The organism is Sodalis sp. RH16, from assembly GCF_047324245.1.
GTDB classification, from domain to species: Bacteria; Pseudomonadota; Gammaproteobacteria; order Enterobacterales; family Enterobacteriaceae; genus Acerihabitans; species Acerihabitans ligni.
Genome location: NZ_CP178737.1, coordinates 3270122 through 3293452, shown reverse-complemented (window position 1 = coordinate 3293452; position 23331 = coordinate 3270122). Strand labels below are relative to the sequence as shown.

The following is a 23331-nucleotide window of genomic DNA, read 5'->3' as shown; positions in this document are numbered from 1 at the left end:
AATGGATAAGTCCAAGTTCAACTTCCAGAAATTTTGGGATCAATACGGCACCTTTTTTATCCTGGCCATTATCGTTGCGATCTTTGGTTCTTTATCCAGTGAGTATTTTTTAAAAGCCAATAATATCACTCAGATTCTGGTGCAAAGTTCAGTTACCGTGCTTATCGGCATGGGGGAATTTTTTGCCATACTGGTGGCGGGTATCGACCTGTCGGTTGGGGCAGTATTGGCGTTGTCCGGCATGGTAACGGCAAAATTGATGCTGGCGGGCCTTGACCCTCTATCGGCGGCGCTGATCGGCGGAGTGTTGGTGGGCGGGCTGCTCGGGGCGATTAATGGCTGTCTGGTGAATTGGACCGGCCTGCATCCGTTTATCATTACCCTTGGCACCAACGCGATTTTCCGCGGCGTCACGCTGGTTATTTCCGATGCCAATTCGGTTTATGGCTTTTCATTCGGTTTCGTTAATTTTTTCGCCGCCAGTCCATTAGGGATCCCGGTCCCGGTGATCTTTGCCTTGTTGATTGCCGTCATCCTGTGGTTCATCACCGCCCATACCCGTCTTGGCCGCAACATTTACGCCCTGGGGGGGAATAAGAATTCCGCCTTCTTTTCCGGCATCGATGTCAAATTCCACATTCTTATCGTATTTATCATTTCCGGCATCTGCGCCGGGCTGGCCGGCGTGGTGTCGACCGCGCGCCTGGGGGCGGCGGAACCTCTGGCCGGTATCGGTTTTGAGACCTATGCCATCGCCAGCGCCATCATCGGCGGAACCAGTTTTTTTGGCGGCAAAGGGCGGATTTTCTCCGTGGTTATCGGCGGTTTGATTATAGGTACCATCAATAACGGACTGAATATTCTACAAGTACAAACGTATTACCAATTAGTGGTCATGGGGGGATTAATTATCGCCGCCGTGGCATTAGATCGGCTGATCAGTAAATAGGGGCCCGATATGAAAATTTCGCCTTCTTTGATGTGTATGGATTTAAGCAATTTTAAAGAACAGATCGAATTTATCGATGGTCACGCCGATTATCTGCATATCGATATCATGGACGGGCATTTTGTGCCCAACCTGACGCTGTCGCCGTTTTTCGTCGAGCAGGTAAAACGCCTGGCCACCAAGCCCATGGACTGCCATTTGATGGTCACCAATCCCGAGGATTATATCGAAACGCTGGCCGCCGCCGGCGCCGGTATGATTACCCTGCATCCCGAAACGCTTTCCGGCCAGGCGTTCCGGGTGGTGGATAAAATCACTTCCCTGGGGCTAAAGGTGGGTTTTATCCTGAGTCCGGAAAGCACGGTGGAGGTCATGAAATATTATATCCATCTCGCGGATAAAATTACCGTGCTGACCGTCGATCCCGGTTTTGCCGGCCAGCCTTTTATCAGTGAAATGCTGGATAAAATCAGGGAGCTGAAGCGCTATCGCGAACAGCATCGGCTGCGCTATGAAATCGAAATTGACGGTTCGTGCAATGAGCGGACGTTTAAATCCTTGATTGAGGCGGGCGCGGATGTATTTATCGTCGGCTCCTCCGGTTTATTCAACAATGCCGCCGATATTCGCCAGGCCTGGCAAATCATGCAGGCGAATATCCAGCATGCCCAGAACGAGGCTGACGGCCATGCGTAAACGCCAGAAAGTCGTGGTGGGGGTGGATATGGGCGCCACCCATATCAGGATCTGTTTATTAACCACCCACGGCCAGGTAATGATAACCGATAAGGAAAGAACCCAACCGGTGATAGCCGGCGGCCTGGCCAAGGGACTGGTAGCCTTTATCAGGGGGCATCTGTCGGGCCGCGAGGCGGATGTCGCCACCTTGATGATAGGTCTTCCCGCCTCCATCGGCCGGGATAAAAGGACCATTATTTCCGTGCCCAACCTGCCTTGCGATGCCGGGGAATTCACCGATCTGGCCGCCTGCCTGGAAGAGAATTTTTTATGCCCGGTGACCTTTGAACGTGATGTGAATATGCAATTGTATTATGACGTCACCGAGGGGCAGATAGCGGATAAGCTGGTTCTGGGCTTCTATCTGGGGACCGGCTTCGGTTTCGGGGTCTGGCTGAACGGTGCCCCTTATGTCGGCGCGCACGGGGTCGCCGGCGAACTCGGCCACATCCCCCTGGGGGATCCCGCCGCCCGCTGCGGCTGCGGCAATCCGGGCTGTCTGGAAACCCTGTGCTCCGGCGTGGCCCTGGCCCGCTGGTACGCCGGAGCGCCCCGGGACTACCCGCTGACTGAGATTTTCACTTATGCCCGAAATGAAAAGAGCCTGGCGGAGTTTATGGATTTGGCGGCAAAAGCCATTGCAACCGGAATCAACCTGTTCGATCCCGATTACGTTTTGCTGGGGGGCGGCGTGATGGATATGGCGGATTTCCCCTATGACCGGCTCGTGGAGCGTACCGGCCTGTTTACCCGCAAACCCCTGCCTTATACGGCGCTGACCTTTGCCAAGGCCTCTTCGTCCTCTTTCAACGGCGCCATAGGCGCCGCCCGCATGGGACTGAACATGCCGGTCAAAGGGCGATTTTAGTCCAGGTATCCCGCAGCCCCACGGTGCGGTTGAACACCGGATGCTGCTGGCTAAAGTAGCGGCTGTCGGCGCAAAAATACCCTTCCCGTTCGAACTGATAGGGCTGTTCCGGCTTGGCGTTCAGGACGCCGCACTCGGCGAAACCCTGCTTGATTACCAGGGATTGCGGATTGATGGTGGCGAGAAAGTCATCCGCCGCCGCCGGATTGGCGTCGCTGAACAAACGGTCGTATAACCGGAACTCCGCCGCGATATTGCGCGTGGCGGAAACCCAGTGGATCACGCCTTTTACCTTGCGCCCGTCCGCCGGATCCTTGCTCAGGGTCTCGGGATCGTAAGAACAATAGATAGCGGTGATCTCACCCTGCGGGTCTTTATCGATGCGCTCAGCCTTGATGACATAGGCGTTGCGCAAACGGACCTCTTTCCCCAGCACCAGGCGCTTGTACTGTTTATTGGCCTCTTCGCGGAAATCCGCGCGATCGATATAGATCTCGCGGCTGAAGGCTACCTGACGGCTTCCCATCGCCGGGTTGTTGGGATGATTGGGCATGGTGACGTCTTCTTCGTAACCCGCCGGCAGATTCTCGATAATGACTTTCACCGGATCGATAACCGCCATGGCGCGAGGCGCGGATTCGTTCAAATCCTCGCGGATACAGGCTTCCAGCGCGGCCATTTCCACGTTGTTTTCCTGCTTGGTCACCCCGATGCGGCGGCAAAACTCACGAATAGACGAGGCGGTATAACCGCGGCGGCGCAAGCCGGAGATGGTGGGCATGCGCGGGTCGTCCCAGCCCTCGACAATCTTATCCGCCACCAGCTGGTTAAGCTTACGCTTGGACATAATGGCGTATTCGAGGTTGAGCCGCGAAAATTCATACTGCCGCGGATGGCAGGGAATGGTGATGTTGTCCAGCACCCAGTCATACAGGCGGCGGTTATCCTGGAACTCGAGGGTGCATAATGAATGGGTGATGCCTTCCAGGGCGTCGGAGATGCAGTGAGTAAAGTCATACATCGGATAGATGCACCACTTGGACCCGGTCTGATGATGCTCGGCGAACTTGATACGGTAAAGCACCGGGTCGCGCATCACCATAAAAGGCGAGGCCATGTCGATTTTGGCCCGCAGGCAGGCGGAACCTTCCGGGAATCCGCCGCTGCGCATAATGGCGAACAGCGCCAGGTTCTGCTCCACCGGACGCTCGCGGAACGGGCTGTTTTTGCCGGGAGTGGTCAAATTGCCGCGGTATTCGCGGATGGCGTCGGGAGAGAGCTCGTCCACGTAGGCCAGCCCTTTGTTGATCAATTCGATGGCATAGGCGTGCAGTTGATCAAAGTAATCCGAGGAATAATGGATTTCACCGCTCCACTCAAATCCCAGCCATTTCACGTCCTGCTTGATGGAATCGACATATTCGATATCTTCTTTCGCCGGATTGGTATCGTCGAACCGCAGGTTGCATTTTCCCTGATAATCCTTGGCGATGCCGAAATTCAGGCAAATGGATTTGGCATGGCCGATATGCAGATAGCCGTTAGGCTCCGGCGGGAAACGGGTATGCACGGAGGTGTGCTTCCCGGTGGCCAGATCTTCATCAATAATTTGACGAATAAAATTAGTCGGGCGGGCTTCAGCCTCACTCATCTTGATGTTCCTCTAAACGAAAGCACGACATTCATTCCTCTAATACCCATAAGGCTATATGTTCCAACATGCCAGGTTCCGACACAACCGATAGTTGCGAAAAATCTCAAGCCGGACTTGGCCGGATGCCCGCTCGGCGTTCAATGACGGAGCGTTGCCGGTTAGCACTATTCTACCATAAGGAGGGAATGGACGGGGGATAACGGCAAACGGGCTTGGCTGGAAAAACGGAGGGACGGTTTACCGTTCCGTAGCTTATGACAACGTGCCCGGTCAGGACAGAATACTAGATCGTAAACCCGCCGTGAATACGTCCTTGTAGGCTCGATCCGCGCCATCCCTGGCGCGTACGGTTTACTTTTCTATCATCCCGTCCCGACTGATTGACTCCCAGTACGTTTATCGACAACCATCGGAACGGGCCAACCTTATTTCGCGGTGATATCGAGCAATTTACTTTCGCCGGCAATCACCAGGCCGGTGGCGGTAGCGGAAATCGCACCGAACTGGTCCATATTGGTGATAACCACCGGACTTATCATGGAACGGGCGTTGGCATTCAGGTATTCCAGATCCAGCTCAAGAATCGGCTGTCCCTGGGTGACCTTGCTGCCTTCGTCCACCAGACAGGTGAAACCCTGCCCCTGCAAATTGACGGTATCGATACCGATATGCACCACCACTTCGGCGCCGGTGTCGGTTTCCAGGCAAAATGCATGGTGGGTACCGAACATCTTCACCAGCGTCCCGTTGGCGGGCGACAAGACCAGCTTACCGGTGGGACGAACGGCTACTCCCTCCCCAACGGCTTTGCTGGCAAAACCTTCATCAGGCACCTGCTCCAGCGGCACGATTTCACCGGTCAGCGGTGAAATCAGGCTGACCACAACCGGACGCGCGGCCTGGGATGCATGAATCGGCGTAACCGGCGCCGCCGCGGGCGCGGGCGCTTGGGAAACCGACCTGGCCGCCGCCACCGGTCCGGTGGTGAGCACTTTGCGCATGGCATCGGCAATGATTTCGGCACGGGTGCCGACGATGATCTGCACGCTCTCTTTATTTAAACGAATCACCCCTTGGGCCCCCAGGTTTTTCGCCAGGGATTCATTTACTATCGCCGAGTCTTTGACGCTCAGGCGCAGACGGGTGATGCAGGCATCGATACCGGTCAGGTTATCCGATCCGCCTACCGAGCTGATAAAACGGCGCGCCAGCACTTCGGTTTCGCCGGCCTTGCCGCCTGCTACCGGGTTAGCGTCCACATCGACATCGTAACCGTCTGCTTCATCGCCGGCCATGGCCAGTTCACGTCCCGGGGTCAGCAGATTGAAGCGGTTGATGGTGAAACGGAATACCACATAATAGATGACGAAAAACACAATCCCTTGCGGAATCAGCATATACCAGTGCACGGCCAGCGGGTTGCGGGACGACAGCACCATATCCACCAGGCCGGCGCTGAAGCCGAAACCGGCCATCCAGTGCATGCTGGCGGCGATAAATACCGACAAACCGGTCAACAGCGCGTGCATGAAATACAGCACCGGCGCCACGAACATGAAGGAGAATTCCAGCGGTTCGGTGATACCGGTAAAAAACGCGGCGAAGGCGCCGGCCAGCATGATACCGGCCACTTTGCTTCTGTTTTCCGGACGGGCGCAATGATAGATGGCCAGAGCGGCGCCGGGTAAACCGAACATCATGATCGGGAAGAAGCCGGCCTGATAGCGGCCGGTGATGCCGGGGATACCGGTACCGTTGGCGATGGATTGCGCGCCGCCGAGGAATTTGGGAATGTCGTTGATGCCGGCCACGTCGAACCAGAATACCGAGTTCAGCGCATGGTGCAGGCCGACCGGGATAAGCAGGCGGTTAAAGAAGGCGTAGATGCCCGCGCCGAGCGCGCCCATATGTTGGATGTACACCCCGAAACCCACCAGGGCATTAAAAATCAACGGCCAGACATACATCAGGATGAACGATACGACGATCATCACAAAGGAAACCAGTATAGGCACCAGGCGACGTCCGCTGAAGAATGACAGGGCCTTGGGCAGCTCGACTTGGCTGAAGCGGTTATACAGCTCGGCGGAAATGATGCCCACCAAGATGCCGACGAACTGGTTATTGATCTTGCCGAAGGCCGCGGGAACGCTGGCCACCGGAATTTTCTGAATCATCGCCACTGCCGCCGGCGCGCACAGGGTGGTGACCACCATGAAACCCACCAGTCCGGACAACGCCGCCGCGCCATCCTTGTCCTTGGACATGCCGTACGCCACGCCCACGGCGAACAGCAAAGACATATTATTGATGATTGCCGAACCGGCTGTGATGAAAAAAGCGGCCAGCGAACTGTCGCTTCCCCAGCCCACCGGGTCAATCCAGTAGCCGACACCCATCAGGATGGCGGCGGCGGGCAATGTCGCCACCGGCACCATCAGCGCACGGCCGATCTTCTGTAGATAACTGAGTATATTCACCTTGATTCCCCTTTAGACCCTATTGTACAACCCAAATTTTGGGCTGTTACCCCTGCCTGCTTCCAATTTCGCGTTAAATGACCCCATCACCAGCAGTGTAGGAAGTTTAATTTTCAACGCAAATTAAATACCAGCAATATGTGATTATTGTCACCTTGTTGCTGTCGAATTTGTGACTTATTCTGATAAATATGTCAAACTTATTTTGCTTAGCGAAAAATCCGCATAAAACTGTACCGGCGGCGTGAAGAGTAGTCCCTGATTGTTTCAGGGGGAAGGCGTCAACGCTATACTCTTCATGCCAGGCCGGAGATATGCCCTAATCTGCAAGAGGTCAATGATGAGACTCATTCCGTTACAAACCGCCGCTGAAGTCGGCAAATGGGCCGCCGCCTATATCGTCAGCCGCATCAATGCGTTTAAACCCACCGCGGAACGACCCTTTATTCTGGGACTGCCCACCGGCAGCACCCCCCTTGAAGCGTACAAATATCTTATTGAAATGCATAAAGCGGGCCAGGTCAGCTTTAAAAATGTGGTCACTTTCAATATGGATGAATATGTCGGCCTGCCCGCGTCGCATCCTGAGAGCTATCATACTTTCATGCATAAGAATTTCTTCGATCATATCGATATCCCACGCGAAAATATCAACCTTCTTAACGGCAATGCGCCTGACATCGACGAAGAGTGCCGACGCTACGAAGAGAAAATCAAATCCTACGGCAAGATCCATCTGTTTATGGGCGGGGTCGGCAACGATGGTCATATCGCCTTTAATGAACCGGCCTCGTCGCTGGCGTCCCGCACCCGCATCAAAACCCTGACTCAGGAAACCCGCCGGGTAAATTCCCGCTTCTTCGATGATGATGTGGAAAAGGTTCCCCGTTTCGCCCTGACCGTGGGCGTCGGCACCCTGCTGGACGCGGAAGAAGTGATGATTCTGGTGATTGGCCACCAAAAAGCCCTGGCTTTGCAAGCCGCGGTGGAAGGTAATGTCAATCATATGTGGACTATCAGTTGCCTACAACTTCATGCTAAAGCGGTGATGGTTTGCGATGAACCTTCTACTTTGGAACTTAAGGTCAAAACAGTGAAATATTTCCGTGAACTGGAAGCGGATAGTCTGAAAGCTGTTTGACTGTCAACCGGGAGCGAACGATGTACGCATTAATCAATGGCCGGATTTTCACCGGCTATCAAGTACTTGACGACTATGCGCTAATCATAGACGACGCCTTGATCAGCGCAGTTTGTCCGACGGCTTCGTTGCCGGCCGATATAGAACGCCGTGATTTGTCCGGAGCCCTCCTGGCGCCGGGTTTTATCGATCTGCAGCTTAATGGCTGCGGCGGAGTGCAATTCAACGACTCCCTCGACGCTTTATCGGTTGGTACGCTGGAAATTATGCAGCGCGCCAATGAGAAATCGGGCTGTACCAGCTTCCTGCCGACGCTTATCACCAGCACTGACGAATTCATGCACCGCGCCATTGACGTGATGCGCGCTTTTTTAGCCCAACATAAAAACCAGGCGCTGGGTCTGCACCTGGAAGGGCCTTATTTGAATCCCATCAAAAAAGGCACGCACGATCCGGCGCTGATGCGGACCCCCGACGCGGCGATGATTGACTATCTGTGCGCCAATGCCGACGTTATCGCCCAGATCACCCTGGCGCCGGAACAGGTGGATGCCGGCGTTATCCGCCGCCTGCGGCAGGCGGGCATCGTGGTCTCCGCCGGACATTCAAACGCCACCTATGAACAGGCGAAAGCGGGTTTTGCCGCCGGCGTCGGCTCCGCCACCCACCTGTTTAATGCCATGCCCCAACTGGTGGGCCGTGAACCGGGCCTTATCGGGGCCATCTTCGATGCGCCGGAAATTTACTGCGGCATCATCGTCGACGGTCTGCACGTCAATTACGCCAACGTGCGCAACGCTAAACGCATCAAGGGTGAAAAGCTGGTGCTGATTACCGATGCCACCGCGCCGGCCGGAGCCGACGGCAAGATTGACCGGTTTATTTTCGCCGGCAAAACAATCTACTACCGCGACGGCCTGTGCCTGGATGAAAACGGCACGCTGAGCGGTTCGGCTCTCACGATGATTGACGCGGTACGCAATAGCGTCGAGTATGTCGGTATTCCGTTGGATGAAGCGTTGCGTATGGCAACCTTATACCCCGCGCAGGCTCTGGGTATAAGCGATCGTCTGGGTACGCTGCAGGTGGGTAAAGCGGCTAACCTTACCGCCTTTACCCGCGATTACCGGATAATCAAAACCATCGTGAATGGCGATGAAGTTTAACGATGAGCGAGTAGAGCACTGATGACCCCAGGCGGACAGGCCCCGATAGGTAATGTTGATCTTGTAAAACAACTTAATGGCGCGGCGGTCTACCGCCTGATAGACCAATCAGGTCCGATTTCGCGCATTCAGATAGCGGAACAGAGTCAGCTGGCGCCGGCCAGCATCACCAAGATTACCCGCCAGCTGCTGGAACGCGGCCTGATCCGCGAAGTGGATCAACAGGCCTCCACCGGCGGCCGCCGGGCAATCTCCATCGTTGCCGAAACCCGCGCCTTTCAGGCCATCGGCATTCGCCTGGGCCGTCACGACACGACCATCACCCTGTATGATCTCACCGGCAAATCCCTGTGCGAAGAGTATGTGCCGCTGCCTGAGCGGACCCAGCAGGCGCTGGAAGAGGCGCTGTTTACCGCCATCGGCCGTTTTCTGGAACAAAGCCAGCGCAAGATCCGCGAGCTCATCGCCATTTCGGTGATTCTGCCGGGCCTGGTGGATCCCTATTCCGGCGTGGTGCGCTATATGCCGCATATCACCGTCAATCAGTGGCCGCTGGTGGAAAATTTACAAAAGCGGTTCCATTTAACCGCTTTTGTCGGCCACGACATCCGCAGTTTGGCGCTGGCGGAGCACTATTTTGGTGCATCCCGCGACTGCGATGACTCCATTTTGGTTCGTTTGCACCGCGGCACCGGTGCGGGCATCCTGGTGAATGGCCAGATTTTTCTCGGCAGTAACGGCAACGTGGGGGAAATCGGTCATATCCAGGTAGACCCGCTTGGAGAGCGGTGCCACTGCGGCAACTTTGGCTGTCTGGAAACCATTGCCGCCAACGGCGCCATCGAACAACGGGTACGGCATTTGCTCAACCAGGGCTACCCGAGCAAGCTCACTCTAGACAATTGCCAGATTGACGCCATTTGCAAAGCCGCCAACCGTGGCGACCCTTTGGCATGCGAGGTCATCGAGCAGGTGGGACATCATCTTGGCAAGGTGATCGCCATCGCCATCAACCTGTTCAATCCGCAAAAAGTGGTGCTGGCCGGTGAAATTACCGAAGCGCATAAAGTCCTGCTGCCGGCGGTGCAGCGCTGCATTGATAACCAGACTCTCAGCGGTTTCCGGCAAAATCTGCCGGTGGTGATTTCCGCGCTGAACCACGGCTCGGCCATCGGCGCCTTTGCCCTGGTGAAACGGGCCATGCTCAACGGCGTACTGCTGCAACGCTTGCTGGAGGGCAACTAATATGTCGGAAAAGACGAATGAGCCGTTTTATTCATTAACGATTGGTTAAATCCCGGGGCCGCCGGGCCCTTTTTAATAGTGAATCCTCATTATTTAGCCATTAAAATTATTTAATCTTCAACAGCAAGGCTTTTTTCATTGCCAGATCTTGAATAGTTGGGGCATTTTGATGCTAAATCGATGTTATCGAGACGGCTTACACGACTCTAAAAGAAGCAAGGAAAAATTATGTGTTCAATCTTTGGTGCCCTGGATCTGAAATCCGATCCCACGGAACTGCGCAAAACAGCGCTGGAAATGTCGCGCCTGATGCGCCATCGCGGCCCGGACTGGTCCGGCGTCTTCGCCAGCGACAAAGCGATTCTCGCCCATGAACGGCTCTCCATCGTTGACGTCAATACCGGCGCACAACCGCTGTACAATGCCGCCCACACCCATGTGCTGGCGGTAAACGGCGAGATCTACAATCACCAGGCCCTCCGTCAGGAACTGGGGGACCGCTACGCATTCCAGACCGGCTCAGATTGTGAAGTGATACTGGCGCTGTATCAGGAAAAGGGACCGGCATTTCTTGATGATTTGCGCGGTATGTTCGCCTTTATCCTTTATGATACCGAAAAAGACGCTTACCTCATCGGCCGCGACCATATGGGCATAATCCCCCTTTATATGGGCTTCGATGAAAACGGCACCCTGTTCGTGGCCTCGGAAATGAAGGCGCTGGTGCCTATCTGCCGCAGCATCAAAGAGTTCCCCCCGGGAAGTTACCTGTGGAGCCAGGATGGCGAAATTCGCGAATACTACAGCCGCGATTGGTTCTCCTATGACAGCGTCAAAGACAACATCACTGATAAAGCCGCCCTGCGCGACGCCCTTGAGGAATCGGTCAAAAGCCATCTGATGTCCGATGTGCCTTACGGTGTGCTGCTGTCCGGCGGCCTGGATTCCTCCATTATTTCCGCCATTACCAAAAAATATGCCGCCCGCCGCGTGGAAGACCAGGCGCGCACCGAAGCCTGGTGGCCACAGCTGCACTCCTTTGCCGTCGGCCTGGAAGGCTCCCCGGATTTACGCGCCGCCAAAGAGGTGGCCACCCATCTGGGCACCGTGCATCATGAAATCCATTTTACGGTGCAGGAAGGACTGGATGCCATCCGCGATGTGATTTATCACATCGAGACCTATGATGTCACCACGATCCGCGCCTCCACCCCCATGTATCTGATGTCCCGTAAAATCAAGGCCATGGGTATCAAGATGGTATTGTCGGGGGAAGGCGCCGACGAGGTGTTCGGCGGGTATCTCTATTTCCATAAGGCGCCGAACGCCAAAGAGTTCCACGAGGAGCTGGTGCGCAAACTGCAGGCGCTGCATATGTACGACTGCGCCCGGGCCAACAAGGCCATGTCCGCGTGGGGCGTGGAAGCCCGCGTTCCTTTCCTGGACAAGAACTTCCTGGATGTGGCCATGCGGATCAATCCGCAGGATAAGATGTGCGGCCACGGCAAAATCGAGAAACACGTGCTGCGCGAATGCTTTGCGTCTTACCTGCCGGAGAGTATTGCCTGGCGCCAGAAGGAGCAATTTTCCGACGGCGTGGGGTATAGCTGGATTGATACCCTCAAGGAAGTGGCCGCCGCGCAAATCACCGATCAGCAATTGGCCAATGCGCATTTCCGTTTTCCCTATAACACTCCCACCTCCAAAGAGGCCTATTTCTACCGCGAAATCTTTGAAGAGCTGTTCCCGTTACCCAGCGCCGCCGAGTGTGTTCCCGGCGGTCCGTCAGTGGCTTGCTCGTCGGCTAAGGCCATCGAATGGGACGAGTCCTTCAAAAACATGGACGATCCGTCGGGACGCGCCGTAGGCGTGCATCAGTCGGCTTATTAGAGTAAAGACCGCACCCGCGATCGCCGGGGGTGCAACAAGCGTGTTAAAGGGAAACCGTGCTGAAGGGGTCGAATCGGGCATGGTTTTCCCGCCCGACCGAGCGCCCCTCAGCGCGGTAAGCCCGCGATCGCCGGGGGTGCGGCAAGCGTGTTAAAGGGAAACCGTGCTGAAGGGGTTAAGCAGGCGTGGCCTTCCCGCCTGCCCAGACTTGTTGCAGCGCCGTTAGTAGCATCTCCGGGCCGGTTCGGCCCGGTTTTTTTGCGTCTAAAAGTGCTAAAATCCCCCCTTATGCGGTTTTTATCATCAGGTTGGTCATAAGCCGGACAAACAGCATGCGCAAAGGCCGATTCCCAAAAAAAGGTGTTGACTGAATTTCTGCAACTACGCATAATGCGCCCCGCAACGCCGAATGATGGTCACGCGGAAGGAAGGCTACGTAGCTCAGCTGGTTAGAGCACAGCACTCATAATGCTGGGGTCACAGGTTCGATTCCCGTCGTAGCCACCATACTTTGCGGGAGTGGCGAAATTGGTAGACGCACCAGATTTAGGTTCTGGCGCCGCAAGGTGTGCGAGTTCAAGTCTCGCCTCCCGCACCATATTTCGGTTACGCGCCGGATGGGGTATAGCCAAGCGGTAAGGCAGCGGGTTTTGATCCCGCCACGCCCAGGTTCGAATCCTGGTACCCCAGCCAATAGCTTCGTTCAGTTATGCGAGGCAAGAATTTTTGTGGTTGCGGTTGCTTTGGGATATAGCCAAGCGGTAAGGCAGCGGGTTTTGATCCCGCCACCCCCAGGTTCGAATCCTGGTATCCCAGCCAAAATAAATTGGCAAAAAGTATTGTAAGCCACGAATATTTAAGTATAATTTGGCTACGTAGCTCAGCTGGTTAGAGCACAGCACTCATAATGCTGGGGTCACAGGTTCGATTCCCGTCGTAGCCACCACATTTTTGGGGTATCGCCAAGCGGTAAGGCAGCGGATTCTGATTCCGCCACCCCAGGTTCGAATCCTGGTACCCCAGCCATACAAGACTGCGTTTGCAGTCAAACGGTCAAGCTGACAACAGCGGGCTGTTTAGAACGGAGCGAATGTCGTTGACATCGCTCCGTTTTTTTTATCTCAAGCAAATACCGTCAGAGAAAACGGCGGTCCTGCCCGGCGGCCGGCTGGCGTGTCCCCCTGCTCTCCCCATAAATACGCGGCCGCGCCGCCGTCAATATATTGTTCCTTAAACCCTAATCCCCGCCATAATCCTCTGCCTATTTCCCCTAGGACGCGTTAATGGGGCAAAGATACCGATCCGTCGGTCCGTTCATCGTTGCGTAATGAACTCTTGGTTGGTTTTTATACTCTGAGAAAAAGGAGAGGCAGCATCGACGGCCTCGTTTGTTCATTTCCACCACTAAAGCAGCGCAAGTAAATCCAGATCAAGGTTTTAAACGCGGCTTCTCGTGCAAACTGCCCCGCATCCAGGATGGATAGAGATGAAATTGTAAATTATTGATTGAGAATCAACGATGATTAACTATAAAACCGCAACGCTTGAAGAATTAAAAATCGAATTCAAACGCCTATCCAAGCAGGCCGGCGATATGCCCCTTGGCACCCGCAAAGAATTTTACCATCTGCCCGCCATCCTGGAAGATGACGAAACCCCTTTGGCCGTTGCTGCCGGCCTGATGGGCGGCAACACCTGGCTCATCACCCTGACCGATCGGCGGGTGATTTTCCTGGATAAGGGCATGGTATTCGGCCTTAAACAGGTGAACGTCAGTTTGGCGGATATCGTATCGGTGAGCAGCAGGACCCGGATGATGACCGGCAGCATTATCCTGAACACCACCGGCCAAGTCTATACCATCGAGAATGTGATGAAAGGCGCGGTGATCCCCTTCACCAACCTGGTGAACAGCGCCTGTGAACGGCTGAACACATCCGTCGCCGGACCGGCGGCAACGCGGGAGTATCCCCTTGACCCGGCGCCGATGGAGATGATAATCCAGCTGGAAAAACTGGCTTCGTTGAAAGAACGGGGCATTTTGAGCGACGAAGAGTTCAGCACCCAAAAAGCCCGCATACTGGCAATGTGATCCGGCGGGGAGCGATCCCGACGCCACAAGCACACCCTATAATCCGAGGGCGTATTTCAGCGCCCGCGTTTTCAGCGCCCCTGCCCGCTGGGCCAGCATCAGGCCGATATTGCGCGCCAATTTCACTGGCGGCAGGTTATTGCTGAAGGCGGTATAGAACAGATCCATCCCGCTTTGCATCAACAGGTTATCGGCGTAGCGACGGTGCTGGTAGCGCTTGAGAATCCGCAGTTCGTCCCAGGGCTCGCCATGGTCGCGGGCGCCGGCTACCACGTCCGCCAATGCCGCCACATCCCTGAATCCCAGATTCACCCCCTGTCCCGCCAGGGGATTGATGGTATGGGCCGCATCGCCGATAAGGGCCAGGCCGGGATTGACATAGCGGCGGGCATGGCTGCGCACCAGAGGGAATGCGCCGGCGGCATGCACTTTGACCGCCCCCAGACGCCGGGGGAAAACCCGCAGCACTTCCCGCTCCAGCGCCGGCAGCGATAATGCCTGCAGCTGTTTGATGCGCGCCGCGCTGTCATACCACACCAAGGCGGCCCACTGGTTATAGAGCGGTAAAAAGGCCCGGGGGCCGTCGGGAGAGAACTCCTGCCAGGTGGTGTCCTGCTGGCCGTAGGGACAGGCCACGGTTATCAACAGGCAAGATTGACGATACTGCCAGCCGCTCACGCCGATGCCCGCCTGCCGGCGAACCCGCGATTGCGCGCCGTCGGCGCCAATCAGCAGCCGGGTGGTGACCGTCTCGCCGTTATCCAGCGCCAGACGCCAGTTGCCGCCGTCATAGCTCATGGCCGTCAGGCTGGCGGGACACAGCAGCCGCAAGCTATCACAGGCCTCGAACGCCTGCCACAATCCCCGCTGCACACGGTAATTCTCCACCATGAATCCCAGTTCGGGCAAGCGCAGCGCCGCCGCGTCAAAGGTCACCCGGGATGCGTCCCACTCCCAGGTTTCCAGGCGGCGATAAGGGACCCGATACTCTTCGCCGATACGTTCCCAGGCTCCCAGGCGGCGCAACAGTTCAACCGAGGCGCAACTGATGGCGGAAACCCGCAGATCCGGCGGGGCATCGGGCAGCGGCGCCACGGGAGGAGCGTGGTCCAGCACCAGCACGCTGAAACCGGCCTGCGCCAGCGCCAGCGCCGCCGCCGCGCCCACCATGCCGCCCCCCGCCACCACCACATCATAGGATGAATTGTCTGCCATGTCGGTTACACTTAAATCGCTGATAAGGATTTGCATAGTGTAACGCAATTTTTCATTATCCCGGACAACCTCATGCTCGGCAGGCTGGTCACAATCAGGCCAACGTATTACAATACGCGCCCAGCATAAGCCTTTATGCTTTTTACCTGCACTGAGTAAACGGCAAGCCGATGACGAAAAAACTGCATATCAAAACCTGGGGCTGTCAGATGAACGAATACGATTCATCCAAGATGGCCGACTTACTGGACAGCACCCATGGCTACCAGTTGACGGATAACCCCGAGGAAGCGGATGTATTGCTGCTCAATACCTGCTCCATTCGCGAAAAAGCCCAGGAAAAGGTATTCCATCAGCTGGGGCGCTGGCGGGAGCTGAAAAAAGCCAATCCGGATTTGATTATCGGCGTCGGCGGCTGCGTCGCGTCGCAGGAAGGCGCCCATATCCGCGAACGCGCCCATTATGTGGACATTATTTTCGGGCCGCAGACCCTGCACCGGCTGCCGGAAATGATCAATCACGTCCGCGGCACCCGCAGCCCGGTGGTGGACATCAGCTTCCCGGAAATCGAAAAATTCGACCGTCTGCCGGAACCGCGCGCCGACGGCCCCACCGCCTTTGTCTCCATTATGGAAGGCTGCAACAAATATTGCAGTTTCTGCGTGGTGCCCTATACCCGCGGCGAGGAAGTCAGCCGCCCCTGCGACGACATCCTGTTCGAAATAGCGCAGCTGGCGGCGCAGGGCGTGCGGGAAGTCAACCTGCTGGGCCAGAACGTCAACGCCTACCGCGGCGCCAGCTACGACGGCGATATTTGCACCTTCGCCGAGCTGCTGCGCCTGGTGGCGGCCATAGACGGCATCGATAGGGTTCGGTTCACCACCAGCCATCCCATCGAATTCACTGACGATATCATCGAAGTCTATCTGGATACCCCTGAACTGGTGAGCTTTGTGCATCTGCCGGTGCAAAGCGGTTCGGATCGTATTTTGACCATGATGAAACGCGCCCATACCGCCTTGGAATACAAATCGATTATCCGGAAATTGCGCAAGGCACGTCCCGGCATTCAGATAAGCTCCGATTTCATCATCGGCTTCCCCGGTGAAACTCAGGCCGATTTTGAACAGACCATGCAGCTTATCGCCGATGTGAATTTCGATATGAGCTACAGCTTCATCTACTCCGCCCGTCCCGGCACCCCGGCCGCCGATATGGTGGACGACGTCAGCGAGGACGAGAAGAAACAGCGGCTTTACCTGCTGCAGGAACGCATCAGCCAGCAGGCTATGCAGTACAGCCGCCGGATGAAGGGCACGGTGCAGCGCATCTTGGTGGAAGGCACCTCCCGCAAGAGCCTGATGGAACTTTCAGGCCGCACCGAAAATAACCGCGTGGTGAACTTCGAAGGCCGGCCGGATATGATAGGCAAGTTTGTGGATGTGGAAATCGTCGATATTTACCCGAACTCGCTGCGCGGCGTTGTGGTGCGCACCGAGGAGCAAATGGGCCTTCGGGTCAGTGAAAGCCCGGCGTCGGTCATTGCCCGCACCCGCAAAGAGAACGATATCGGCGTGGGTATCTACCAGCCGTGATTCCTCCCCGATCCACCGGGGGGCGGGCGGTTTACCGCCGCCCTTCCCCCCAGGCATACCCATCGGTTGCTTTTTACGATTCGTGCCCCCATATCATCTTGAAGGCTTGCGCCCGTGGCGCCGGCGGGTGTTTACTTCTCTTATTAAATATACATCCCGTGGCGTTATCGTTGCCGGCCGGCCTCGATACCCCTAAAACTCTATAACATGGTCTTTACGGCCAAGAGGAAAAGTTTGAACGTTGACACTAAAGAAATCGTGCTGGAGCCTGCGGATAACAACCGCTTGATGAGCCTCTGCGGGCCGTTTGATGACAATATAAAACATCTTGAACGCCGGTTGGGCATTGAAATCAATCGTCGTGACAACGTCTTTAAACTCGTGGGCACGCCGCTTAGCGTCGACGCGGCGGCCAGCATCCTGCGAACGCTCTATGTGGATACCGCGCCGGTACGCGGCCTTATCGCCGATATCGAGCCCGAAAAAATCCATCTGGCTATCAAGGAAAGCCGGGTTCTGGAACAAACCGCCGAAAGCGTGCCGGATTATGGCAAAGCGGTGAACATCCAGACCAAACGGGGGGTCATCAAGCCCCGGACGCCGAACCAGGCGCAATATATCGCCCATATTCTCGATCATGATATTACCTTCGGCGTCGGCCCGGCCGGTACCGGCAAAACCTATCTGGCGGTGGCGGCGGCGGTGGATGCCCTGGAGCGCCAGGAGGTACGCCGTATCATGCTGACCCGCCCGGCGGTGGAAGCGGGAGAAAAACTGGGGTTCCTCCCCGGCGATCTTGCCCAGAAGGTAGACCCTTACCTGCGTCCGCTGTATGACGCGCTGTTTGAAATGCTCGGTTTCGAACGGGTGGAAAAGCTCATCGAACGCAACGTTATTGAAGTCGCCCCGCTGGCCTATATGCGCGGACGGACCCTCAACGATGCTTTTATCATTCTGGATGAGAGCCAGAACACCACCATTGAACAAATGAAAATGTTCCTGACGCGGATCGGGTTCAATTCCAAAGCGGTGATTACCGGCGACATCACGCAAATCGACCTGCCGCGCAACGCCAAATCCGGGCTGCGCCACGCCATCGATGTGCTGGCGGGGGTCGAGGAAATCAGTTTCAACTTTTTCCATAGCGAAGACGTAGTGCGCCATCCGGTGGTGGCCCGCATCGTCGTGGCCTATGAGGAATGGGAAAACGCCGAACAAAAACGTAAAGACGCTCTGGCGGAGCTGCGCAAGCGCGAAGCCCAGAACCACTACAACGGCCATGGGACGTTCGGCGATAACGAGGGACAAGCCTGATGAGCGACGTTATTCTTGATTTACAGCCGGCCTGCGAAGACGTCGCGGGTTTGCCCGATGAAACGGCCTTTACCCGCTGGCTTACGGCGGTGCTGCCGCGTTTTCGCCAGCAGGCCGAAGTGACCGTCCGGCTGGTGGATGAAGCGGAAAGCCACGAACTCAACCTGACCTACCGCGGCATGGATAAGCCCACCAATGTCTTGTCGTTCCCCTTTGAAGCTCCGCCGCAAGTTGAACTGCCGCTGCTGGGGGATCTGGTGATATGCCGCCAGGTGGTGGAGCGTGAAGCGCTGGAACAAAATGTTCCCTTGGAGGCCCATTGGGCGCATATGGTTGTTCACGGCTGCCTTCATCTGCTAGGGTATGATCATATCCTCGACGAGGAAGCTGAGGAAATGGAAGCGCTGGAAGCCGAAATCCTGCAATCCATGGGTTATCCGGACCCTTATCGTGCGGAAAAAGACGTTAACCCCTAACCCACTACGAGTGAAATTAACTAAACGCCATGAGCGACGACCATTCGCAAAGCAATGACAGCCCCAGTCCCAAGAAAGGCTTTTTTACCCTTATCCTTAATCAACTGTTCCATGGTGAACCCAAAAATCGTAATGATTTGCTGGAGCTTATCCGCGACTCGGAACAAAACGAACTGATAGATCCCGATACCCGCGATATGCTGGAAGGCGTAATGGACATCGCCGAACAGCGCGTCAGGGATATCATGATTCCCCGATCCCAGATTGTCACCCTGAAAAACAACCAGTCGCTGGAAGAGTGCCTCGATGTCATTATCGAATCCGCCCACTCCCGCTTTCCGGTTATCAGCGAGGATAAGGATCATATCGAGGGGATTCTGATGGCCAAGGATCTGCTGCCTTTTATGCTCAGCGATTCCCAGCCTTTCAGCATGGATAAAGTATTGCGTCCCGCGGTGGTGGTACCGGAAAGCAAGCGGGTCGATCGCATGCTCAAGGAGTTTCGATCCCAGCGCTATCACATGGCCATCGTCATCGATGAGTTCGGCGGCGTATCAGGCTTGGTAACCATTGAGGATATCCTGGAGCTGATAGTCGGCGAGATCGAAGATGAATATGACGATGAGGAAGATCGGGATATCCGCCAGCTTAACCGCCATACCTTTACCATTCGCGCCCTGACCCCCATTGAAGATTTCAACGACGCGTTCGGCACCCATTTCAGCGACGAGGAAGTGGATACCATCGGCGGTCTGGTGATGCAGGCGTTCGGCCATTTGCCGGCCCGCGGCGAAACCATTGAAATTGACAAATACGTGTTCAAGGTCGCCATGGCCGACAGTAGACGAATCATCCAGGTTCATGTCAAAATCCCCGACGATTCACCGCAACCCATAATGGAAGAATAATTTTTACATGGTTATCGCCGAGCGATTTGAACGCCAGTGGCTGCGCATGCTGCTGGCGCTGTTAACAGGTGCCTGCGGCACGCTGGCTTTTTCACCCTATGATTTCTGGCCGGCTGCGCTCTTGTCATTGGCCGGCCTGTTGGCGGTCGGTTTAAACCGCACGCCCCGCCAGGCCGCCTGGCTGGGATTTATCTGGGGATTCGGCCTGTTCGGCAGCGGCATGAACTGGATTTATGTCAGCATCGCCCAGTTCGGCGGCCTGCCCGGGCCGGTCAATGTCGGTCTGGTGGTGATATTGGCGGCCTATCTGGCGCTTTACCCGATGCTGTTCAGCGGCCTGCTGGCGCGCATCTGGCCGGCCACGTCCCTGTGGCGGCTGGCGCTGGGCGCGCCGGTGCTTTGGCAGATTACTGAATTCCTGCGCGGCTGGGTGCTGACAGGCCTACCCTGGCTGCAGTTCGGCTATACGCAAATCGACGGCCCCCTCAAGGGCCTGGCGCCGCTGTTCGGCGTCGAGTCCCTGACGTTCGTGCTGATGGCCGTCAGCGGGCTGCTGGTGGCCGCCCTGGCGCTGCGCGGCCCATTGGCGGCGGTCTGCGGACTGGCGCTGCTGCTGCTGCCCTGGCCGCTGAGCACCCTGCGCTGGTACACCGCCGACGATGCGCGATCGATTAACGTGGCCATGGTTCAGGGGAATATCGCTCAATCCCTGAAATGGGACGCCGATCAGGTACGGCCGACGCTGGATATTTATCTGAACCATAGCCGCCCGGTTCTGGGAAAGGCGCAAATCATCATCTGGCCCGAATCGGCAATACCGGATGACGAAGTGGATCAGAACCGGTTCCTGCTGACGCTGGATGGGCTGCTGCGGGACGAGCACAGCAGCCTTATCACCGGCATTATCGATTCGCGTCCGTCGCCGGCGGGCTATCAGTATTACAACAGCATCGTGGTGCTGGGGGAAAATACCCCTTACCATTACCCGAGCCCGAATCGTTACTCTAAGCACCACCTGGTGCCGTTTGGCGAATTTGTGCCGTTTGAAAAGCTGCTGCGTCCGCTGGCGCCGCTCTTCAATCTGCCGATGTCGTCTTTCAGCCGCGGCAATTATATTCAGCCGCAGCTCAGCGTGGCCGGCATGAAGCTGACGGCGGCCATTTGCTACGAAATCGTCCTCGGCTCCCAGGTAAGGGATAACTTCCGCCCCGACACCGATTTCCTGCTCACCATCTCCAATGACGCCTGGTTCGGCCACTCCATCGGGCCGTGGCAGCATTTCCAGATGGCGCGGATGCGCTCTCTGGAGCTGGGCCGTCCGCTGCTGCGCAGCACCAATAACGGCATAACGGCGGTGATTGGCGCCGACGGCAAAATCGACGCGCAGTTGCCTCAGTTTACCCGCGACGTACTCAGCGCCAGGGTAACTCCCACCACCGGCATGACCCCTTACGCCCGTTTCGGCGATTGGCCGCTGTGGATAGCCACCCTGCTGCTGGGCTTTGCCGCGCTGGTATTCGGCCGCCGCCGGCAACCACGGTTCTGATAGAGCAAACAGCGGGCGACCCAGCCCGCTTTCATGCCATTGTTAATCATTCTCATTACTGCTATCTTTTCGACAGCAACACCTCCCTTTATTTTCAGCAAAGAGAATGCCATGACGCCCGATCCCCGTTATCTGATAACCGATGCCGCTCAGCTTCGCGAGCACTATGCGCAGCCCGCCAAAGGGGTAATCCTCAAGCAAATCAATCATATTGATGACTATGGCCGCCGCCTGATCGCCCTGTCGACCTTTATGGTTCTCGGTACCCTCGGCGCCCATGGCATCGATTGCTCGCCTAAAGGCGGCGAACCCGGTTTCGTTCATGTAGAGGATGACAAGACGCTGCTTTTGCCCGACCGCGCCGGCAATAATCGCCTTGACGGCCTGAACAACCTCCTGCAAAACCCCTACGTGGGCATGTTGTTCCTCATTCCCGGCTGGCAGGAGACGTTCCGGGTCAACGGCCGGGCACGCATTTCCGTCGATCCGGCGCTGTGCCGGCGCTTCCCGCTGAACGGGCATCCGGCAAAAAGCATCCTTTGCATCGACGTTGAGGAAGCCTTTATCCATTGCGGCCGCGCCGTCAGTTTTGCCGACCTCTGGAACCCGGAAAAGCATCCCGACCCGGCGCGGATTCCCAAGCCCATGGACATTTTCAAAGCTCACGTGGCGTTATCGTCCCTTGACGCCAACTAAACATAATAAGCATGTAATTAATGACCTTGGCATAGATATTGCTCCATAATCATGCGATGGTCGTTAAAATCTGTTTTTTGTTGTGGGAATTCCGCCCGAAATGCGCCGTCATGGTGCATTTTATGCACTTTTATTGTGCGAATCCGCCCCTTACGCCGTATTTTGGTGCGCTTAATCTCACAAAACTCAAACTTTTTGATTTCAAAGAATTTACAATCGACTATTTTTAATAAAGTTCCTTTTAATAAGGCTTCGTTTGATTTTACGCGCTAAGCATTAGGCGCTTAACGTGATACTCATGATTACGGGCTGCTTATTCCACCAGCACCGTAATGACAGCAAAGGAGTTGGAAGATGCAAATGCGCAAAGTGGCTTTATCATTATTGATATTAGGTATGGCGGGGAGCATGGCCCACGCTGAAGACCTGACCGGCACACTGAAAAAAATCAAAGACAGCGGCGTGGTGGTAGTGGGTCATCGCGAATCCTCGGTACCCTTTTCTTATTACGACAATCAGCAAAAGGTCGTGGGCTACTCCCAGAACTACTCCGATGCCATCGTGGATGCCATTAAGAAAAAAATCGATGCGCCCAATCTCCAGGTGAAATACCTGCCTATCAGCTCGCAAAACCGTATTCCGTTGCTGCAAAACGGCACCTATGATTTTGAATGCGGCTCGACCACCAATAACCTGGAACGCCAGAAACAGGTGGATTTTTCCGATACGCTGTTTGTCATCGGCACCCGAATTGCGGTTAAAAAAGGCAGCGGTATCAAGGACTTTTCTGATTTAGCCGGTAAAACCGTCGTGGTGACCGCCGGCACCACTTCCGAAGTGCTGATCAATAAACTGAACGACGAAAAGCATATGAACATGCGCATCATCGCCACCAAAGATCACGGCGACTCGTTCCGTACGCTGGAGACCGGTCGCGCGGTGGCCTTTATGCTGGATGATGCCCTGCTGGCCGGCGAACGCGCCAAATCCAAAAACCCGTCACAGTGGGATATCGTCGGCACCCCGCAATCAAAAGAAGCCTATGGCTGTATGCTGCGTAAAGACGATCCTCAGTTCAAGAAGCTGATGGACGACACCATTGTCTCCATCCAGACCTCCGGCCAGGCGGCAAAATGGTATGACACCTGGTTTAAACAGCCCATTCCGCCGAAGAATCTGAATATGAATTTCGAGATGTCCGATGACGTCAAGCAGCTCTTTAAAACCCCTAACGATAAAGCCGTAAACTAATAACGACTATAAGGACGGGCGACTCCCCGTCCTCTCGATTGCTTGAGGTCCCGGACAGACAGACATGCCGCGGACGTTCCCCGCGGTATGGACATGGTGGTCTTCAT

General features: G+C 55.8%; 18 protein-coding genes and 6 tRNA genes. 21 read left to right on the top strand and 3 right to left on the bottom strand.

What is annotated here, in order from left to right; all coding sequences use genetic code 11:
* Position 1 precedes the first annotated feature (1 nt).
* Genes alsC through alsK form a run of 3 tightly spaced genes read left to right on the top strand, consistent with a single transcriptional unit; the run spans position 2 to position 2555 of the window.
* Positions 2 to 949: a D-allose ABC transporter permease gene (alsC, locus tag ACL2XJ_RS15165; RefSeq protein WP_413723702.1), complete on the top strand. Its 948-nt coding sequence runs from the start codon at positions 2 to 4 to the stop codon at positions 947 to 949.
* Positions 950 to 958: 9 nt separating this feature from the next.
* On the top strand, positions 959 to 1645 hold the full coding sequence (gene alsE / locus ACL2XJ_RS15160) for a D-allulose 6-phosphate 3-epimerase (RefSeq protein ID WP_132922815.1): 687 nt from the start codon (positions 959 to 961) through the stop codon (positions 1643 to 1645).
* Positions 1614 to 2555, top strand: a complete 942-nt coding sequence (alsK, locus tag ACL2XJ_RS15155; protein ID WP_413723701.1) for an allose kinase — start codon at positions 1614 to 1616, stop codon at positions 2553 to 2555. Before alsE ends, alsK begins: the two co-directional genes overlap by 32 nt.
* Here the strand turns inward: alsK and glnS are convergent.
* A complete protein-coding gene (gene glnS, locus ACL2XJ_RS15150) occupies positions 2539 to 4206 on the bottom strand; it encodes a glutamine--tRNA ligase (protein WP_132922816.1) in 1668 nt (555 codons plus the stop codon). The two genes, alsK and glnS, sit on opposite strands and share 17 nt — an antisense overlap.
* A 428-nt stretch (positions 4207 to 4634) precedes the next feature.
* Complete coding sequence (gene nagE, locus ACL2XJ_RS15145) at positions 4635 to 6689, bottom strand: N-acetylglucosamine-specific PTS transporter subunit IIBC (RefSeq protein WP_413723700.1); 2055 nt, start codon at positions 6687 to 6689, stop codon at positions 4635 to 4637.
* Positions 6690 to 7029: 340 nt separating this feature from the next.
* Here nagE and nagB point away from each other — a divergent pair, with 340 nt between their 5' ends.
* From nagB to ACL2XJ_RS15090, 11 genes are all read left to right on the top strand, one after another.
* Positions 7030 to 7830 carry a glucosamine-6-phosphate deaminase gene (gene nagB / locus ACL2XJ_RS15140; RefSeq protein WP_132927840.1) on the top strand — a complete coding sequence of 267 codons (801 nt, stop codon included), beginning with the start codon at positions 7030 to 7032 and terminating at the stop codon, positions 7828 to 7830.
* A gap of 20 nt (positions 7831 to 7850) precedes the next feature.
* The gene (gene nagA, locus ACL2XJ_RS15135; RefSeq protein ID WP_132922818.1) at positions 7851 to 8996 is read left to right on the top strand and encodes an N-acetylglucosamine-6-phosphate deacetylase; all 1146 of its coding nucleotides are present in this window, start codon (positions 7851 to 7853) and stop codon (positions 8994 to 8996) included.
* A gap of 21 nt (positions 8997 to 9017) precedes the next feature.
* On the top strand, positions 9018 to 10241 hold the full coding sequence (nagC, locus tag ACL2XJ_RS15130; protein ID WP_132922819.1) for a DNA-binding transcriptional regulator NagC: 1224 nt from the start codon (positions 9018 to 9020) through the stop codon (positions 10239 to 10241).
* Between the two features lie 228 nt (positions 10242 to 10469).
* Complete coding sequence (asnB, locus tag ACL2XJ_RS15125; protein WP_413723699.1) at positions 10470 to 12131, top strand: asparagine synthase B; 1662 nt, start codon at positions 10470 to 10472, stop codon at positions 12129 to 12131.
* 430 nt (positions 12132 to 12561) lie between these two features.
* Positions 12562 to 12638, top strand: a tRNA-Met gene (locus tag ACL2XJ_RS15120).
* Between the two features lie 6 nt (positions 12639 to 12644).
* A tRNA-Leu gene (locus tag ACL2XJ_RS15115) sits at positions 12645 to 12729 on the top strand.
* A 20-nt stretch (positions 12730 to 12749) separates the two neighbouring features.
* Positions 12750 to 12824 (top strand) — tRNA-Gln (locus ACL2XJ_RS15110).
* A gap of 51 nt (positions 12825 to 12875) precedes the next feature.
* Positions 12876 to 12950, top strand: a tRNA-Gln gene (locus ACL2XJ_RS15105).
* Between the two features lie 50 nt (positions 12951 to 13000).
* Positions 13001 to 13077: transfer RNA gene (locus tag ACL2XJ_RS15100), tRNA-Met, on the top strand.
* Between the two features lie 6 nt (positions 13078 to 13083).
* Positions 13084 to 13157 (top strand) — tRNA-Gln (locus tag ACL2XJ_RS15095).
* A 493-nt stretch (positions 13158 to 13650) separates the two neighbouring features.
* Entirely contained in the window at positions 13651 to 14223 is a 573-nt protein-coding gene (locus ACL2XJ_RS15090) for a PH domain-containing protein (protein ID WP_413723698.1), read from the top strand.
* Between the two features lie 36 nt (positions 14224 to 14259).
* On the opposite strand, the gene ubiF is transcribed toward ACL2XJ_RS15090, so the two are convergent.
* Positions 14260 to 15438: a 3-demethoxyubiquinol 3-hydroxylase gene (gene ubiF / locus ACL2XJ_RS15085; RefSeq protein WP_413723697.1), complete on the bottom strand. Its 1179-nt coding sequence runs from the start codon at positions 15436 to 15438 to the stop codon at positions 14260 to 14262.
* 170 nt (positions 15439 to 15608) lie between these two features.
* Between ubiF and miaB the strand changes: the two genes are divergently transcribed.
* The 7 genes from miaB to ACL2XJ_RS15050 all read left to right on the top strand — a co-directional run bounded on the left by miaB (position 15609) and on the right by ACL2XJ_RS15050 (position 23224).
* Positions 15609 to 17033: a tRNA (N6-isopentenyl adenosine(37)-C2)-methylthiotransferase MiaB gene (miaB, locus tag ACL2XJ_RS15080; RefSeq protein WP_132922823.1), complete on the top strand. Its 1425-nt coding sequence runs from the start codon at positions 15609 to 15611 to the stop codon at positions 17031 to 17033.
* Positions 17034 to 17267: 234 nt separating this feature from the next.
* Positions 17268 to 18347: a PhoH family protein gene (locus ACL2XJ_RS15075; protein ID WP_413723696.1), complete on the top strand. Its 1080-nt coding sequence runs from the start codon at positions 17268 to 17270 to the stop codon at positions 18345 to 18347.
* The gene (ybeY, locus tag ACL2XJ_RS15070) at positions 18347 to 18823 is read left to right on the top strand and encodes an rRNA maturation RNase YbeY (protein WP_132922825.1); all 477 of its coding nucleotides are present in this window, start codon (positions 18347 to 18349) and stop codon (positions 18821 to 18823) included. Before ACL2XJ_RS15075 ends, ybeY begins: the two co-directional genes overlap by 1 nt.
* 29 nt (positions 18824 to 18852) lie before the next feature.
* On the top strand, positions 18853 to 19731 hold the full coding sequence (gene corC, locus ACL2XJ_RS15065) for a CNNM family magnesium/cobalt transport protein CorC (protein WP_413723695.1): 879 nt from the start codon (positions 18853 to 18855) through the stop codon (positions 19729 to 19731).
* Between the two features lie 7 nt (positions 19732 to 19738).
* Positions 19739 to 21277 carry an apolipoprotein N-acyltransferase gene (gene lnt / locus ACL2XJ_RS15060; RefSeq protein ID WP_413723694.1) on the top strand — a complete coding sequence of 513 codons (1539 nt, stop codon included), beginning with the start codon at positions 19739 to 19741 and terminating at the stop codon, positions 21275 to 21277.
* Positions 21278 to 21388: 111 nt separating this feature from the next.
* Positions 21389 to 21973 (top strand): MSMEG_1061 family FMN-dependent PPOX-type flavoprotein, encoded by a 585-nt coding sequence (locus ACL2XJ_RS15055; RefSeq protein WP_413723693.1) that lies wholly within the window; start codon positions 21389 to 21391, stop codon positions 21971 to 21973.
* A 354-nt stretch (positions 21974 to 22327) separates the two neighbouring features.
* Positions 22328 to 23224: an amino acid ABC transporter substrate-binding protein gene (locus ACL2XJ_RS15050; protein WP_413723692.1), complete on the top strand. Its 897-nt coding sequence runs from the start codon at positions 22328 to 22330 to the stop codon at positions 23222 to 23224.
* Positions 23225 to 23331 lie beyond the last annotated feature (107 nt).